This window comes from Cognatishimia activa, from assembly GCF_026016445.1.
GTDB lineage: Bacteria > Pseudomonadota > Alphaproteobacteria > Rhodobacterales > Rhodobacteraceae > Cognatishimia > Cognatishimia activa_B.
On sequence record NZ_CP096147.1, the window covers coordinates 426558 to 441702 of the forward strand.

Annotated in this window: 16 protein-coding genes; 10 read left to right on the top strand and 6 right to left on the bottom strand. The window is 54.5% G+C overall.

Annotated features, from left to right (window positions below; translation table 11 throughout):
- The first annotated feature begins 80 nt into the window (after window positions 1-80).
- The 5 genes from ppdK to glmM all read left to right on the top strand — a co-directional run bounded on the left by ppdK (window position 81) and on the right by glmM (window position 6767).
- The gene (gene ppdK / locus M0D42_RS02055) at window positions 81-2621 is read left to right on the top strand and encodes a pyruvate, phosphate dikinase (RefSeq protein WP_265019954.1); all 2541 of its coding nucleotides are present in this window, start codon (window positions 81-83) and stop codon (window positions 2619-2621) included.
- Window positions 2622-2771: 150 nt separating this feature from the next.
- The gene (locus M0D42_RS02060; RefSeq protein ID WP_265019955.1) at window positions 2772-3407 is read left to right on the top strand and encodes a cell wall hydrolase; all 636 of its coding nucleotides are present in this window, start codon (window positions 2772-2774) and stop codon (window positions 3405-3407) included.
- Between the two features lie 68 nt (window positions 3408-3475).
- Window positions 3476-4375 (top strand): dihydroneopterin aldolase, encoded by a 900-nt coding sequence (locus tag M0D42_RS02065; RefSeq protein ID WP_265019956.1) that lies wholly within the window; start codon window positions 3476-3478, stop codon window positions 4373-4375.
- Window positions 4376-4414: 39 nt separating this feature from the next.
- A complete protein-coding gene (gene folP, locus M0D42_RS02070; protein WP_265019957.1) occupies window positions 4415-5434 on the top strand; it encodes a dihydropteroate synthase in 1020 nt (339 codons plus the stop codon).
- Window positions 5424-6767 (top strand): phosphoglucosamine mutase, encoded by a 1344-nt coding sequence (gene glmM, locus M0D42_RS02075; RefSeq protein WP_265019958.1) that lies wholly within the window; start codon window positions 5424-5426, stop codon window positions 6765-6767. The genes folP and glmM overlap by 11 nt, the downstream gene beginning before the upstream one ends.
- Here the strand turns inward: glmM and M0D42_RS02080 are convergent.
- Together M0D42_RS02080 and M0D42_RS02085 are read right to left on the bottom strand one after the other, a co-directional pair.
- On the bottom strand, window positions 6764-7666 hold the full coding sequence (locus M0D42_RS02080; protein WP_265019959.1) for a DMT family transporter: 903 nt from the start codon (window positions 7664-7666) through the stop codon (window positions 6764-6766). The genes glmM and M0D42_RS02080 overlap by 4 nt on opposite strands.
- A 67-nt stretch (window positions 7667-7733) precedes the next feature.
- The gene (locus M0D42_RS02085; protein WP_265019960.1) at window positions 7734-8381 is read right to left on the bottom strand and encodes a hemerythrin domain-containing protein; all 648 of its coding nucleotides are present in this window, start codon (window positions 8379-8381) and stop codon (window positions 7734-7736) included.
- A gap of 28 nt (window positions 8382-8409) precedes the next feature.
- Here M0D42_RS02085 and M0D42_RS02090 point away from each other — a divergent pair, with 28 nt between their 5' ends.
- Window positions 8410-8712: an ArsR/SmtB family transcription factor gene (locus tag M0D42_RS02090; RefSeq protein ID WP_265019961.1), complete on the top strand. Its 303-nt coding sequence runs from the start codon at window positions 8410-8412 to the stop codon at window positions 8710-8712.
- On the top strand, window positions 8713-9159 hold the full coding sequence (locus M0D42_RS02095; RefSeq protein ID WP_265019962.1) for an SRPBCC domain-containing protein: 447 nt from the start codon (window positions 8713-8715) through the stop codon (window positions 9157-9159). It begins immediately after the preceding gene.
- A gap of 9 nt (window positions 9160-9168) precedes the next feature.
- Here M0D42_RS02095 and M0D42_RS02100 read toward each other — a convergent pair whose 3' ends face one another.
- Entirely contained in the window at window positions 9169-9636 is a 468-nt protein-coding gene (locus tag M0D42_RS02100; protein WP_265019963.1) for a GyrI-like domain-containing protein, read from the bottom strand.
- 113 nt (window positions 9637-9749) lie between these two features.
- Window positions 9750-10778, bottom strand: coding sequence for a ketol-acid reductoisomerase (ilvC, locus tag M0D42_RS02105; protein ID WP_265019964.1), 1029 nt, complete (start codon window positions 10776-10778; stop codon window positions 9750-9752).
- A gap of 123 nt (window positions 10779-10901) precedes the next feature.
- On the opposite strand from ilvC, the gene M0D42_RS02110 reads away from it, so the two are divergent.
- The 3 genes from M0D42_RS02110 (at window position 10902) to M0D42_RS02120 (ending at window position 13084) form a co-directional block, all read left to right on the top strand.
- The gene (locus M0D42_RS02110) at window positions 10902-11357 is read left to right on the top strand and encodes an Lrp/AsnC family transcriptional regulator (protein ID WP_265019965.1); all 456 of its coding nucleotides are present in this window, start codon (window positions 10902-10904) and stop codon (window positions 11355-11357) included.
- Window positions 11354-11809 carry an Lrp/AsnC family transcriptional regulator gene (locus tag M0D42_RS02115; RefSeq protein WP_265019966.1) on the top strand — a complete coding sequence of 152 codons (456 nt, stop codon included), beginning with the start codon at window positions 11354-11356 and terminating at the stop codon, window positions 11807-11809. Before M0D42_RS02110 ends, M0D42_RS02115 begins: the two co-directional genes overlap by 4 nt.
- A 150-nt stretch (window positions 11810-11959) precedes the next feature.
- Complete coding sequence (locus M0D42_RS02120) at window positions 11960-13084, top strand: aminotransferase class V-fold PLP-dependent enzyme (RefSeq protein WP_265019967.1); 1125 nt, start codon at window positions 11960-11962, stop codon at window positions 13082-13084.
- A 72-nt stretch (window positions 13085-13156) separates the two neighbouring features.
- On the opposite strand, the gene M0D42_RS02125 is transcribed toward M0D42_RS02120, so the two are convergent.
- Window positions 13157-14371 (bottom strand): UbiH/UbiF family hydroxylase, encoded by a 1215-nt coding sequence (locus M0D42_RS02125; RefSeq protein ID WP_265019968.1) that lies wholly within the window; start codon window positions 14369-14371, stop codon window positions 13157-13159.
- A gap of 68 nt (window positions 14372-14439) precedes the next feature.
- Complete coding sequence (locus M0D42_RS02130; protein ID WP_265021080.1) at window positions 14440-15084, bottom strand: pyrimidine 5'-nucleotidase; 645 nt, start codon at window positions 15082-15084, stop codon at window positions 14440-14442.
- Window positions 15085-15145: the final 61 nt, after the last annotated feature.

Consider the following 15145-nt stretch of genomic DNA (forward strand, 5'->3'; position numbering starts at 1 on the left):
AAGGCAACGGCTTTTGGGTAAGCTTTTCCTTGCCTCAATTCGTCTGGTGCGTATGCTGCACGCCACAGGAGGATGCCGCAGTGCAGAAAAATAACCCGTTTATCACTCTCGTGACCCCTGAGGCGCCAATTACGGTGCAATCTCACGGTGGGCGCGCGAAGTGTCTGCAGCGGCTTGTCCGCCTTGATCTGCCGGTTCCGACAACGGTTGCGCTATCATTCAACGCCGTGCATCGCCTTGCGGGGGGCGACATGCCGGATTTAGATCGATTGATGGAGCCTTTCGCTCAGGATCAACTCCTTTGTGTGCGACCAAGTTCCGAAGATCCTGACTGGGGTGGTCCGGGGGCGGTGCTAAATATTGGTATCAACGATGCGCGCCATGAAGAACTCAGCAAATCCATCGGAAAACCCGCCGCGGATGAGCTGTATCTGCGCTTTATCCAATCCTATTCAGAACATGTCGCTCGGCTTGATCCCGACATGTTTGATGATATCGATCTGTCTGGCCCGAGTGCACTGAAAGAGGCGCTTGAGGCTTATGAAGATGAGGCGGAAGAGCCGTTTCCTCAGGATGTGACAACGCAGTTAGGTGGCGTTTTGCGCTCCATGGCGCGCGCTTGGGAAGGCACCTCCGCGCGGCTATTGCGCATGGCCAAAGGCGCACCAGCTGATGCGGGGCTAGGACTTGTTGTGCAAGCCATGGTGCTTGGTCTGGGGCAGGGTGAAAGCGGCTCGGGTGTATTACAGCTCGTGGATGGCGCAACGGGACACCCTCTGGTGAAGGGGCGCTATCTCTCACAGTCGCAAGGCCGAGATGCCTTGGAAGCAGGTGCGAGCTCTCTCTTTCTTACCAAAGACGAACGCGGTCCATCCCTAGAGGAGGAACTGCCAGAAGCATTTGATCACTTGCTGACCCACGCGCGTCTGATGCGCAATCGCTTGCGTGAAGAGATGCAGGTGGAATTCACTGTAGAAGATGGCACGGTTCATATATTGGATGGCGTCCGCATTCAGCGCAGTGCTCAGGCTGCTGTTCGCATTGCTGTCGCGCTGGCAGAAGAAGGCATCATTAGCCACGAAGAAGCACTGATGCGCATTGAACCGCGGGCATTGAATGAACTTCTCCACCGTCAAGTTGATCCAAATGCCACGCGGGATGTGATTGGATCAGGCGTTGCTGCAAGCCCGGGGGCGGCGAGTGGGAAAATCGTGTTTACCGAAGCTGCCGCGCAAGCCTCTGATGCACGCGGGGAAGCCTGTATTCTTGTGCGCCGCGAAACCAGCCCGGAAGACGTGCGCGGCATGCACGCCGCGGCGGCTGTACTGACAGAGCGCGGTGGCGTCACAAGCCATGCGGCGGTGATCGCGCGCGGTCTGGGCTTGCCTTGCGTGGTAGGTGCCAACAACATCCGCTTTCAGACCAAAGTCAAACAGCTTACTGCTCCCGATGGGCGAGTGTTCAAAGAAGGCGATGTGCTGACAATCGACGGGACAAACGGTGATGTATTGTTTGGCGAGCCGGAAATGTTGGAAGCCAATCTGGACGATAGCTTCAAGCAGTTGATGATATGGGCGGATGAAATCCGCGATATTGATGTGCGCGCCAATGCGGATACACCAACCGATGCGCTGACAGCTGAGAACTTCAAAGCGCAGGGCATAGGTCTCTGCCGCACGGAGCATATGTTCTTTGATGAAGACCGCTTAACGGTCATGCGTGAGATGATCTTTGCGGATGACCCCGAAGATCGCCGCGCTGCTTTGGAACGCCTGCTGCCTATTCAGAGAGCGGACTTTGTTGATCTCTTCAAGATCATGAGCGGCAAACCGGTGTGCATACGCCTGTTTGATCCACCGCTGCATGAATTCTTGCCTGGCAATCGGGCTGGTATGCGTGATTTGGCGGAAGCGCTGGACCTGCCTTTGTCACGTGTGGAACGGCGGATTGAAGCGCTGAGTGAATATAACCCAATGCTCGGTATGCGGGGTGTACGCCTCGGGATCACCGTGCCCGAAATTTACGACATGCAGGCGCGGGCCATTTTCGAAGCCACGATTGATGCGTCAAAAGACGGCGAAGCAGTCGTTCCAGAAATCATGATCCCGCTGGTCAGCGCGAAGCGTGAAGTTGAACTTGTAAAAACACGTATCGATGCGGTCGCGGCAGCGGTGCGCACTGAACGTGGGGCAGATTTTGATTTTCGTTTGGGTGTCATGGTTGAAACGCCGCGCGCAGCGTTGCGTGCAGAAGACATCGCGCCGCATTGCGATTTCTTTAGTTTTGGTACCAATGACCTGACGCAAATGACCTATGGCCTTTCCCGTGATGATGCTGGGCGATTTATGTCGGCCTATGTTCAGCAGGGTGTATACCCTGAAGATCCTTTTCACACGCTTGATGCCGACGGTGTTGGGGAGTTGCTAAAACTTGGCGCTGAGCGCGGTCGAGCGGCGCAGCCGAACCTGACTTTGTCGGTTTGCGGGGAGCATGGCGGCAGCCCCGAATCAATCGCATTTTGCCGAAAAGTAGGGATTGACTACGTTTCCTGCTCCCCATTCCGCGTGCCTGTTGCGCGGTTAGCCGCCGCTCAATTTACAATAAAAGACAAGATCGGGTAGCAGAAAGTCGCATTTCCGCATCATCTTGGTCTTATTTCTGCCCAATTCTGCATTGCGGCGGTTTTTCTAGACCTGTGCATAAAAAATCTATATCTGACCGCTTTGATTTTGCTGGTTGGGGGGCCGGCTCCACCGTAACGCGAGGCTGCCATGCGCACGTTAGCTACTACGATTATCGCCGCTCTTCTGGCGGCTCAGGCCACTTTTGTCGGTGCAACATCCGATCCCGTAAAGCAGGCCATCTCCGCTGAGGAAACTCAGATTGCCGCTCTGGACGGGCAAAAAATCCGTGAACTCTTCACCTTCCGTAAGAAGGCGAAGCCGCTTCAAATCGAACGCTCCCGTGGCTGGGTTGATGCCCAACCTGTTGTGACTGGAGACGAGCAATGGGCCTGCCTCGCGCAAGCGCTTTACTTTGAAGCGCGCGGCGAAAGCGTGCGTGGCCAGTTTGCCGTGGCAGAAGTTATCTTGAACCGTGTTGATAGCGTGCAGTTTCCAAATACGCTCTGCAAAGTGATCCATCAGGGTACAGGGCGCAAATATGCCTGTCAGTTCACTTACACATGTGACGGCAATCCTGAAGTAATTCATGAGAAGGCGGCCTACCAGCGCGTGGGCAAAATCGCCAAACTTATGATCGATGGTGCGCCACGTGATCTGACCGATGGCGCAACCTATTATCACACCAAGGCAGTGAACCCACGTTGGGCACGCAAGTTTGCGCGTACAACCACCATTGGCGTGCACCACTTCTACCGTCCTCACATTCGCATTTCACAAAACTAAGCCTTCTGGCTTTGTGAAAAACACACTGTTATAGCGGCTCGGATAGCAATCCGAGCCGGAGTGTGCCTGTGACCCAAAATACCAGCTCTGCCTTTGATCATCCGGAAGTCCGGGCGGCCTCCATGCCGATGGACAGCGTACATGATCGCCTGTCTCTACGAGATCACATTGTCGAAGTTGAAATCGGCGCCTTTCAGGCCGAGCGGGATGTGACGCAGCGGGTTTCATTTGATGTTGTCGTTGAGGTCTCGGCGTCTGACGCTGATCTGGATGACGATGTTGATCGCATATTGTCTTACGACCGTTTGACTTGGGCCATTGAACATGAGCTGGCCGCAGAACGGCTGAACCTGCTTGAGACGCTTGCCGAACGCATTGCTGATCGCATTTTGGCAGAACCTCAAGCTCTGCGCGTTTTCATTCGAATTCAGAAACTCGATAAGGGCAACGGCAAGCTTGGCGTTGAAGTTGTACGCGTGCCAGGGCAGGGGGCGCAATCGAGTGAAGATGATCGCAATCCTATCGTGGCATTCCTGAGCAATGAGGCGCTGGAAAGCACCGCGCTTCCGGAGGTTCTGTCAAACATAGCTTCTGATGACCCATTGGTGTTGTCTCTGGATTTGCCCGTATTTCGCCCTGCCGCGCCCTCCGAAGCTGCTCAAAAACAAATTGATTTGCTGGCCATCGAGCAAGCGGCTTGGCAATTGGTGGCCCAATTGGATGGGTTCACCGTTGCCGCTACGCGTACCGAACTCGATTGGGTTATGAAGACCGGCCAGCGCTGCATATGGGCGCCGTCAAGATTGATCAATGATGCCACAGATGACATTGGCAGCGACGCTGGTGTCATGGCGGTCTGGTTCGCAGAACAATGGAAAGCCGCCAAGATCATCAATGTCGGCGGATCATTGCCCGCATCTGACACAATTCCGGTGGAGAATGTAACACTGGGTCACGCTGATCGCTGACCTCTTGCCAAGCCCATTTAGATCGCCCATTCACGTTCCATGACGACTTATTATAGAGCTATTCCTCATTCCGATGCGGCCCGCCCCGCCAACGCTTTAACGCTGGCTAGCGGCTGGACGTGGTTCACACATGTGGAGTGCCTTCAGCGCGGCGGCGATGCGCAAATTGTTCCGGCCAAGGACATTCCAACCGACGTTCTGGCCCTGATGACTGGCGACCGCGCAGAAATCGCGGGCCTGCCTATGACGCATCCGCAGATTATGGGCATTCTGAATGTAACCCCGGATAGCTTTTCTGATGGCGGGCAATTCAATGCGCCAGAGCAAGCGATCGCGCGGACGAAGGATATGATCCAACAGGGGGCCTCTATCATTGATATCGGTGGTGAATCGACACGGCCCGGATCAGGTTTTGTCGAAATCGATGAAGAAATCGCCCGGACACAGCCGGTAATTTCGGCAGTGTCGCCCGAAATCGACGTTCCGATCAGTATCGATACACGTAAGGCGCCCGTCGCAAAAGCGGCATTGGGCGCGGGCGCGACAGTTGTAAACGACGTTTCGGGGTTCACCTTCGATGCCGAACTTGGCCCCCTGGCTGCATCAGAAAGGGCTCCAGTTTGTGTCATGCATGCGCAGGGAGACCCTGCGACCATGCAAGATGACCCGAGTTACGATGATGTTTTGCTCGATGTTTATGATTTTCTTGCCGCTCAGGTGGCCCAGCTTGAAGCGCTTGGCATAGCGCGCAACCAAATTATCGTTGATCCAGGTATTGGTTTTGGCAAAACGCTGGAGCACAATCTCGCATTACTGGCTCGTATAAGCCTGTTTCATAGCCTTGGGTGCCCTATTTTGCTGGGGGCTTCCCGCAAACGTCTGATCGGTGCCGTTGCAGATGCACCTGAGACCGCGCAGCGCGTTCCGGGGTCTTTGGCATTGGCGCTCCAATCCATTTCACAAGGCGTTCAATTTTTAAGAGTGCACGACGTCGCTGAGACCAAACAGGCTCTGAGCCTTTGGCAGGCAGCGACCAAAGGAGAATATTATGGCACGTAAGTTTTTTGGGACAGATGGTGTTCGGGGGACCGCGAACCAATATCCGATGACCGCAGAGATGGCGCTGAAACTAGGTGCAGCAGTCGGTCGGTATTTCCGAAATGACGGTGATAATCAGCACCGCGTGGTGATCGGTAAAGATACGCGTCTGTCTGGTTACATGTTCGAGAGTGCTCTGACAGCAGGCCTAACGTCGACCGGCATGAACGCGATGTTGCTTGGTCCGGTGCCGACGCCCGCGGTTGGCCTACTAACGAAATCCATGCGCGCTGATCTCGGCGTAATGATCTCGGCAAGTCACAACCAAGCAGTCGACAATGGCATCAAATTTTTCGGCCCCGATGGCTTTAAGTTGTCCGATGAAGCAGAGTTGGAAATTGAGCAGCTAGTTCTTGAGGGGGTGGAGCCAGTTCAGCCGCAGAACATCGGCCGCGCTGTTCGCGTGGACGATGGTCGTTTCCGCTACATCGAACGTGTGAAAAGTTCCCTGCCAAGTGGCCTGCCTTTCAAAGGTCTGAAAGTGGTAATCGACTGCGCCAATGGTGCCGCTCACCGCGCAGCGCCAGAAGCGCTCTGGGAGCTGGGCGCGGAGGTTATTCCTATCGGGACCGATCCGAACGGGACGAATATCAACCTCAATTGCGGGTCAACCTACACTCAGACTGCTGCGGAGGCAGTGGTCGCCCATGGTGCGGATGTCGGCATTGCGCTCGATGGGGACGCGGACCGGGTGATGATCATCGATGAAACCGGCAAAGTAGCGGATGGCGACCAACTCATGGCACTGCTTGCGAAACGCTGGGCAAAAGCTGGAAAACTCTCAGGTGGCGCATTGGTTGCGACTGTGATGTCCAACCTTGGCTTGGAGCGTTTCTTGGAGGCCGAGGGGCTGCGCCTGGAACGGACCGCTGTAGGTGACCGATATGTTGTGGAACGTATGCGTCAGGGTGGCTTCAACCTTGGTGGCGAGCAGTCCGGTCACATCGTGATGACCGATTACGCGACCACTGGAGATGGCCTGTTGGCAGGTATTCAGTTCCTCGCCGCTATGGTGGAATGTGGCAAGCCAGCTTCAGAGCTCGCGACGAGTTTTGAAACAGTGCCGCAACTTTTGAAAAACGTCCGTTATGGCGTAGGTCAAACTCCGCTTGAGTTGGCCTCTGTGAAATCAGTGATTGCTGATGCCGAAGCACGGTTAAATGGAAGCGGTCGTCTCTTAATCCGCAAATCCGGGACAGAGCCACTGATCCGCGTGATGGCGGAATGCGAAGACGCCGATCTTCTGACCGACGTTGTCGATGGTATCGTCGCCGAAGTTCAGGCGAGCGTCTAAGACCTGTTAAAGAGCCGCTTCAGAGCCCCATATTGGCTGATTGCGATCCCTCCGAGGATCATGATTAGTGCAAATATCAGGGTGGATGGGAGCGGCTCTCCCAATACCAGTGCCCCCATGATGACGGCCCAGACCGGGACTTGATAGTTGGTGAGGCTCATGAACGTGGGGCCTGCCTCTCGCACAACGATCACGCGCAGCAGATTGGCTGCTGCGGTCGGTACAAGGCCTAGAAGCGCAACGACGCCCAGTGTTTGCTGATCAATTGCAGCGGGCACACCTTCCGTGAAATAGGCAATTGGCAGGATAACGATAGCTCCGAAATAAAGAAGGGTCGTCGCCAGTCCTACGGAATCAATTGGTGGTAGGCGTCGTACTAAGATCGAACAGATCGCATAGCTCATCGTGGCACCGAGGATCGAGAGACGTCCCCAAAACTCAAGTGAGGCGCCGCTGCTTGCAAAGGCATCGCCGCCGATCAGAACCGCCACTCCGAAAAAACCCAACAGAAACCCGCCAACTTTGCGAAGGTTCATGCGTTCGCCGGGCACGAAAACATGAGCAAGCGGCAAAATCATCAGCGCAATGGCTGTCATGCAAATACCAGTGAAGCTGGATGTTACATGCAGTTGGCCCCAGCTGATTAAAAAGAACGGTAGGGCAGAGCTGCCTATGCTGGCGATTGCGAGCGGGAAATAGGCGGTTTTATCGTGAAAGAGCTTGAAGCCTCGAAATCCCCAAAACACCGTAAGCAGGATCGAAGCAAAGCCGATGCGCGATGCGGCGAGCCAAACCGGGGTCATGCCCTCTAGAGCAATTTCGATCAGCAAAAAGGTTGAGCCCCAGACGAAACCCAGCGTGGCGATCATGGCCCAATATTTTGGTGCGATTTCTGGCATGTTTGCTCCGGAATTACCGGAGCAATTGACCCGCCTTTTAGGGGCGGGTCAATCAAAATGGCACGGCTTAGCCACGCAATTTATGATGCAGGAGGATTGGCACAACGAGATCTTCCTCATCAGCCAAATGTCGGCCCAGAAATGTCTGAATACCTTCGCTGGTCTTCAGGATATCTGGGATTTCTCCGGTCGCATCCTTTGGCGACATATCCATGAGCTTCAGATAGCGGTTGGCTGATCCTGTCAGACTCTCCAGTATCTGATCCATTTCTTCATGGTCTGCCTCAAGCATCTCAAGCCCGCGCGTGAAACGATCATCTGCGGCCTCGAGTTCCGGGAAGAAACGGTGATCTTCCCAGCCATGGTGCCCATGCAGGTTACGCACCAGCATGTTCCCAAAATGAGCCAAGCGCTGCGCATAGGTCTCAGGGTCGCTCTCTTTTTCCAGCACCTTTTGCGTATCCAAAGTGATCAACTCCGCCAGTTGTCGGAACATGCGATGTGCTCCCATCCAATTGCCAATGGAAGCGGCGAAATTCGGGTGATCCGGCCAAGCTTCGCGCGGATAATCCCGAAGCAGGAGTTGCATATCTTCGGGCAACCCCTGTCTGACGTTGATGTCATATTGAGTCATGGCCAAGAGGTAGAAAGCACCGTGAGCGGTTACAACGCTACCTAGCGTGCGCAGATGCAGGGCGGTTGTTAGGATTTGCACTTCTGTAAGTTTTCACTTACGGTAAGTCATGACTTACCAAGAATCACTTAGCGCTCTTGCCGATCCAACACGGCGTCAAATCTTTGAGCGCGTAGCGCGTGCGCAGGGATCGGTTGCGGAGATATCCGATGGATTTTCCATCAGTCGTCCCGCTGTTTCGCAGCATTTGAAGGTGCTGTCAGATGCCGGTCTCGTCACGGTGGAGCAGAAAGGTACACGGCGTATTTATAGCGCAGCGCCAGAAGGGCTTGCTGACCTACGACGATATCTCGATGGGCTCTGGGGGGATGTGCTGGGTGATTTTGCAAAGAGCTTTAAAGAGGATCACTAAATGACGAACCCAATTGTCAAATCTGTCATTGTACCAGTTACACCAGAGAGGGCCTTTACACGCTTCACCAGCGAAATCATGCGCTGGTGGCCTGTTGGGAAACACTCAGTTTCAGCCGGGCAGGGGCAGTCTGCGCAGAATGTGGTGATTGAGCCTAAAGAAGGCGGGGCTGTTTATGAGATCATGCACAACGGGGAGCGTGCGGAGTGGGGAGTTGTTACGCGCTGGTCACCGCCCAATGGGTTCACTATGACTTGGCACCCTGGCAGCTCATCTGAGGTAGCGACTGAGCTCTCCCTTGGGTTCGAAGCCTCAGAAACAGGCACACAGGTGACATTGACCCATAGCGGCTGGGCTGTGATGGCTGAGAAGGCCGAAGGCATGCGCCAGCACTACAGCAGCGGCTGGGATCATGTGCTTGGTGATTGCTACGCAGGTAATCTGTAGTTCGGTTTCTTATCCGAGCAAGTGATAAATCTCTGTCCGCAACTGATCTTCATCGGTTTCATTGGGGTCATCGATGTAGATTTCCCAAACTGGCATTGCTGAAGCCAAGCCATTGGCTTTTGCGTGTGCCCAGATCGCGCCATGGGTTTGGTTCATGTCGGTAAACGGTCCAACATGAAGCGCGTGCAGTGCCTTCCCCGCAGGGAGCTGATCTGCAGCCACACCGCCTTCTGCTTTGCTTGCGTCTTCCGCGGATACAAAAAAACCACACCGGAAGGTCATCCGCTCGCCCGGCATTTCGGTGTAAACCGAAATCGGAGGGCTCATGGCTGAGATACCGGCAGTACCCAGAAACTCAAATGCTTGCCCAAAGGCGGCTCCCATGGCTTTTGCGATTTCCGCTGGATCTGTCATTGGGGCTTCGCCAGAGACGTAAATATAGTCCTGTGCGTCAAAGGTCTTTTCTTCAATGTCCATTCTCTTACTCCCACCTATCAATCTGAGACAAGCTTAACGCAGAAATGGCATCTACCAACAAAAAAACGCCCCGCAAATTTGCGAGGCGTTTCCAATTAAGGTTGTGAGAAACCTTAGTTCTTTTCTTTGTCGACCATTTTGCCTGCGGAAATCCATGGCATCATGCCACGCAGTTTCGCGCCGGTTTCTTCGATCATGTGCTCGTCGTTTGCGCGACGGGACGCTTTCAGTGTAGGCTGGCCAACTTGGTTTTCCAGCATGAAGTCACGAACGAATTTACCAGACTGGATGTCTTCCAGAACCGCTTTCATGCGTGCTTTGGTTTCGTCGTACTTCAGGATGCGTGGGCCGGTGACGTACTGGCCGTATTCCGCAGTGTTGGAGATGGAGTAGTCCATGTTCGCGATGCCGCCTTCGTAGATCAGGTCTACGATCAGCTTCACTTCGTGCAGACACTCAAAGTATGCCATCTCAGGTGCGTAGCCAGCTTCGACCAGAGTTTCGAAACCGCAACGGATCAGTTCGACCAGGCCGCCGCAGAGAACAGCTTGTTCACCGAAGAGGTCAGTTTCGCACTCTTCACGGAAGTTGGTTTCGATGATGCCGGAACGACCGCCGCCGATTGCGGAGCAGTAGGACAGGCCGATTTCCAGCGCTTTGCCGGTTGCGTCTGTGTCAACAGCAACAAGGCAAGGCACGCCGCCGCCTTTGGTGTATTCGCCGCGAACAGTGTGACCTGGGCCTTTTGGCGCCATCATGATCACGTCAACGCCTTCTTTTGGCTCGATCAGGCCGAAGTGTACGTTCAGGCCGTGAGCAAACGCGATTGCGGAGCCAGGCTTGATGTTGTCGTGAACGTATTTCTTGTAGGTGTCTGCCTGCAGTTCGTCTGGCATTGTGAACATGATCACGTCACACCATGCTGCTGCTTCTGCGATGCCCATAACGGTCAGGCCTTCGCCTTCTGCTTTCTTCGCAGATGGGGAACCTTCGCGCAGCGCAACAACAAGGTTCTTCGCACCGGAGTCGCGCAGGTTCAGCGCGTGCGCGTGACCTTGGGAACCGTAGCCCAGGATGGCCACTTTTTTGTCTTTGATCAGGTTAATGTCGCAATCGCGATCGTAATAAACGCGCATCTTCACGTCCTCTCGTTGATGTTTGAGGTGATCATAGTCAGGTTTTTGCGCGTTTCGACTGTGGTTTCGTTAAAATATCGCGGCTGCGTGATCTTTTCATTCTTATTTTTGTGATATAATGAAAAAAGCATGCTTGATGACCTCGACAGGCGCGTATTGCGCCACATGCAAAGTGACCCTGATCTTGCGATTCCCGAATTGGCAGACCAGCTAGGCCTAACAACCTCGCGCCTGTCGCGCCGCATTGATCGGCTGCGCGAAGAGGGTGTTTTACGAGGCATTCGGGCCGTCATTGATTGGCGCGCATTGGGATATGAGGTCGAAGTCTCTTTGCGGGTCACTTTGGATAAAACCCAAACGCGTGCCTTTGATGATTTTATCGAAGCGGCGCGCGACATTCCTGAGGTCATAGAGATACAGACCTTTCTGGGCCGTGTGGATGTCAGGCTCAGTGTGATAGCACGAGACATGCCGCATTATCAGGACATCTATCGAACAAGCATTCTGAACCTGCCGCACATCGCAGATATCGAAGCGCTGATGCTGGTTTCAAGCGTGAAAGCCAATGAAAGCCTGCCGATATGATTGATCTGGACGATTTGGATCGCAAGCTCCTGAATGCCTTGGCGGAGGATGCGACGCAAAATGCGGGTGCCCTTGGTCGGCGCTTTGGTTTAAGCCAACCTGCCACATGGCGGCGTATCAAACGCTTGCAAGAAGCGGGCATCCTTGCAGGTCGCAAGCTTGATCTCGACAAGGAAAAGCTTGGGTTTGGGGTGACCGTTTTTCTTGGTGTGAAGCTCGCGACAAAGGGGCGGGTCAGCCTAGATGACTTTGAGCGTGCGGTCACTGCGATCCCAGAAGTGCAAACGGCCGAACACGTTCTTGGCATGTATGACTATAGATTGCGCGTCACGGCGCGGGATATCTCTGACTTTGAGCGGGTGCTGCGCCGTCGTATTATGACCTTACCTGGGGTCGGTGATGTAGAGGCCAATGTTCTCTTGAGCGAAGAAAGACGCACCGGACCGCTCTGAAATGGCGCAAAATGAAAACACCGCGCCGTGTCTGGGGTGTTCTTCCAGGAATTTCTGCGGCTAGACATATTGTCAAAGGCAATTTGTTTTCTGGGTCACTCGCCCAGTTCATTAGGTTCGGGTGTTCAGCTCGAAGGAAGGGAGGCCGAAATGGCATTACTCAACACCGTAGACCCAGAGGGTCTGGACGAATTCTCCGTTGTATTCACCGATCGGTCGCTCAACCACATGAGCCAGACCTTTCAACAGGTGATGCGCGACATTTCCGGCATGCTGAAAGATGTCTACAAAGCAGAGGCCGTTGCGCTGATCCCAGGCGGCGGTACCTATGCGATGGAAGCCGTGGCACGCCAGTTTGCACGTGGAGCCAACACGCTTGTCGTGCGCAACGGATGGTTCTCTTACCGCTGGTCCCAGATTTTTGAATCGGGTGCTTTCGCGGCCTCTTCGACAGTTCTGAAAGCGCGTCAGTCAGGCAATGACGTAACAGCAGCGTTCGCTCCAGCGCCGATCGAAGAGGTTGTTGCGAAAATCCAATCTGAGAAACCAGATGTTGTCTTCGCACCGCATGTTGAAACATCCGCGGGTGTCATCCTACCGGATGATTACCTGAAAGCCATGGCGAGCGCCGCGCACGATGTTGGCGCGCTGTTTGTTCTGGACTGCATTGCGTCTGGCTGCGCCTGGATCGACATGGAAGATATCGGCGTTGATGTGCTGGTTTCCGCGCCTCAGAAGGGTTGGTCTGCGTCTCCTTCTGCTGGCATGGTTATGATGGGCGAGCGCGCGTTGGCACGTCTGGAAGAGACAAGCTCTGACAGCTTCGCAATCGATCTGAAAAAGTGGCATTCCATTATGCAAGCCTATGAAAACGGCGGCCATGCATATCACGCGACCATGCCAACCGATGCGCTGAAAGCCTTCCGCGATACAATGCTGGAAACCAAAGACTACGGGTTTGAAAAACTGCGCGATGCGCAATGGGCTTTGGGCAACGGCGTGCGCGCGATCCTAGCTGAGAAAGGCATCAAATCTGTTGCCGCAGACGGTTTTGGCGCACCGGGTGTGGTTGTGTCCTACACATCCGATCCTGCAATCCAAAACGGTAGCAAGTTTGTCGCCGAAGGCATGCAAATCGCGGCAGGCGTCCCGCTGGCTTGTGATGAGCCAGAAGGCTTCATGACCTTCCGACTGGGTCTGTTTGGTCTGGATAAACTCTATAACGTCGACGCGACATTGGCGCGTCTGCAAGGCGTTCTCGACAAGGTGCTCTGAGTTTCACCTTTGCGAAAATACTATGGGGTCCGGGGCAAAGCCCCGGATCTCACAACCTGAGGTGCGGTTTATCTAACGCGCGCCCAACCCCATCTGCATCAGCATTTTGCGCACCGGGGCTAATCCGTAGAGCGCTTGCAGACCCGCCGCGCGTGCATTGCGCAACAAGGGGGTCTCCACCATGGATGCACGGTTAAGCACATCGATCCCTTTGACCCTTAATGCTACTTCTGAGCGGCGTTTTTTCTGATAGGTCTCAAGCATTTGCACATTACCGAGGCTTTCAGGCGAGTCCTTCGCCAGATCCAGCAGTACGCGCAAATCTCCGAGTGATGTATTCAGCCCTTGAGCACCAATTGGCGGCACCACATGGGCGGTCTCTGCGATCAATGCGACACGCTCACTGATGAAGCTATCAGCGATCTGACTGATGATCGGCCAAATGGTGCGGCGAGAGGCTAGTTCCAGTGGGCCAAAAAGCGAGCAGCTGCGCTCTGTCATTTCGGTATTAAAGGCCGCCTCATCCATTTCGAAAAGCTCTTGAGCGCGGGCGGCGCGCTCCATCCAGACAAGCGCTGAGGAAGGTCTGCCCTCGTAGTCGGGCAGGGGTACCAGCGTGAAGGGTCCGCCGCTTCGGTGGATTTCGGTAGAGACATTGTCGTGCGGAATTGGGTGGGTCACCGCTAAAGCCAGGGCCTTCTGACCATAGCGCGTTGTTTTCACACCGATGTCTGCCTTTTCACGAATGGTGGAGTTCCGCCCATCTGCGGCCACCACCAATTGGCAGGTCAGCGTTTCACCATCACTTAGGCGTACGCGCGCCTCGCTCGCGCGGGTCAGCAGATCAGTCGCTGAAACCCCAAGACGCAGGTCCACATTCGGCATGTCATTGAGATGCGCGATGAATTCACGGCGCAAAAGCCAATTCGGGAGGTTCCAACCAAATGGCAGGTCAGAAATATCTGACGCATTAAAATCCTTGATGACGCGAGGTTTTGGTTCTGCGCCACCTGCATCCACAATCCGCATGATTTGCAGGGGGGCCGCGTGATCATTGAGACGCTCCCAAAGACCGGCTTCTTGCAGCAGCACACGGGCCGGCTGCAGGAATGCTGTTGTCCGCAGGTCAGCTCCCTGTTGATTGCGCTCAACAACCGGAGGTGTTGGATCAACGCAGACGACAGAAAACCCGGCTTGCCCAAAGGTTGCCGCGGCCGTCAGCCCAGCGATTCCGCCGCCGGAAACCACGATATCAACTGTGTGCTGCGTCTTATCTTGTGGGGCCATGGCTCTGCCTTTCCTGCCAAATACATACGGGCTGCGGAGGCGCAGTCCAAGAGTGCTTAAAAGAGCGCTTACACAAGCGCGCGCAGGAATCCTGTTAAATCATGGGTGTGATGGTGAATATGATCTGCATCATGTGGTTCTGGCGCGACGTGAACGGTGCGCATGCCCATCGCGTGTGGGGCTTCCAGATTACGAACATCATCTTCAAACATCGCAGCCACGGTTGGTGTCACACCGTCCTTTTCAAACACCTGTTCAAAGGCTGCACGTTCGGGTTTGGGCAAATAGCTTGCATGCTCAATCCCGTAGATCGCATCAAAAAGACCATCCAAACCACGACCAGAGAGCACGTTCTCTGCATAAGGCGCTGTGCCATTTGTATAAACGATCCGTCGACCAGGGAGCGATTTGATGAGCGTTGCCAACTCTGGGTCCGGTGTTAGAGCATCGAAAGAAATATCGTGCACATCCAGCAGGTAAGGGTTTGGGTCGATGTCGTGTTCGCGCATCAAACCAGCGAGTGTCGTGCCGTATTTGCGCCAATAGCGCGCCCTTAGATCATGCGCCTCATTCAGTGACACATTCAGCTCTTTCATCACGTAGTCCGCCATGCGGACTTCGATTTGATCAAAGAGGCGCACTTTGGGGTCGTAAAGCGTATTATCCAGGTCAAAGACCCAGGTCGTGACGTGTGAGAAGCTGTCTTTTACCATGCCGCGCAAGCTAGGCTTAATGCGGGTCAAGTCAATGCTTTGCTTGCAAGTTTACCGAGGG

What these genes read in the sequence shown, in the direction of transcription:
- glmM (WP_265019958.1), top strand. Translation starts at nt 5,424, where the DNA reads ATGGCACGTAAGTTTTTTGGGACAGATGGTGTTCGGGGGACCGCGAAC.
- M0D42_RS02130 (WP_265021080.1), bottom strand. Translation starts at nt 15,084, where the DNA reads ATGGTAAAAGACAGCTTCTCACACGTCACGACCTGGGTCTTTGACCTG.
- M0D42_RS02080 (WP_265019959.1), bottom strand. Translation starts at nt 7,666, where the DNA reads ATGCCAGAAATCGCACCAAAATATTGGGCCATGATCGCCACGCTGGGT.
- M0D42_RS02110 (WP_265019965.1), top strand. Translation starts at nt 10,902, where the DNA reads ATGCTTGATGACCTCGACAGGCGCGTATTGCGCCACATGCAAAGTGAC.
- M0D42_RS02095 (WP_265019962.1), top strand. Translation starts at nt 8,713, where the DNA reads ATGACGAACCCAATTGTCAAATCTGTCATTGTACCAGTTACACCAGAG.
- M0D42_RS02115 (WP_265019966.1), top strand. Translation starts at nt 11,354, where the DNA reads ATGATTGATCTGGACGATTTGGATCGCAAGCTCCTGAATGCCTTGGCG.
- M0D42_RS02125 (WP_265019968.1), bottom strand. Translation starts at nt 14,371, where the DNA reads ATGGCCCCACAAGATAAGACGCAGCACACAGTTGATATCGTGGTTTCC.
- M0D42_RS02100 (WP_265019963.1), bottom strand. Translation starts at nt 9,636, where the DNA reads ATGGACATTGAAGAAAAGACCTTTGACGCACAGGACTATATTTACGTC.
- M0D42_RS02060 (WP_265019955.1), top strand. Translation starts at nt 2,772, where the DNA reads ATGCGCACGTTAGCTACTACGATTATCGCCGCTCTTCTGGCGGCTCAG.
- M0D42_RS02090 (WP_265019961.1), top strand. Translation starts at nt 8,410, where the DNA reads ATGACTTACCAAGAATCACTTAGCGCTCTTGCCGATCCAACACGGCGT.
- M0D42_RS02120 (WP_265019967.1), top strand. Translation starts at nt 11,960, where the DNA reads ATGGCATTACTCAACACCGTAGACCCAGAGGGTCTGGACGAATTCTCC.
- folP (WP_265019957.1), top strand. Translation starts at nt 4,415, where the DNA reads ATGACGACTTATTATAGAGCTATTCCTCATTCCGATGCGGCCCGCCCC.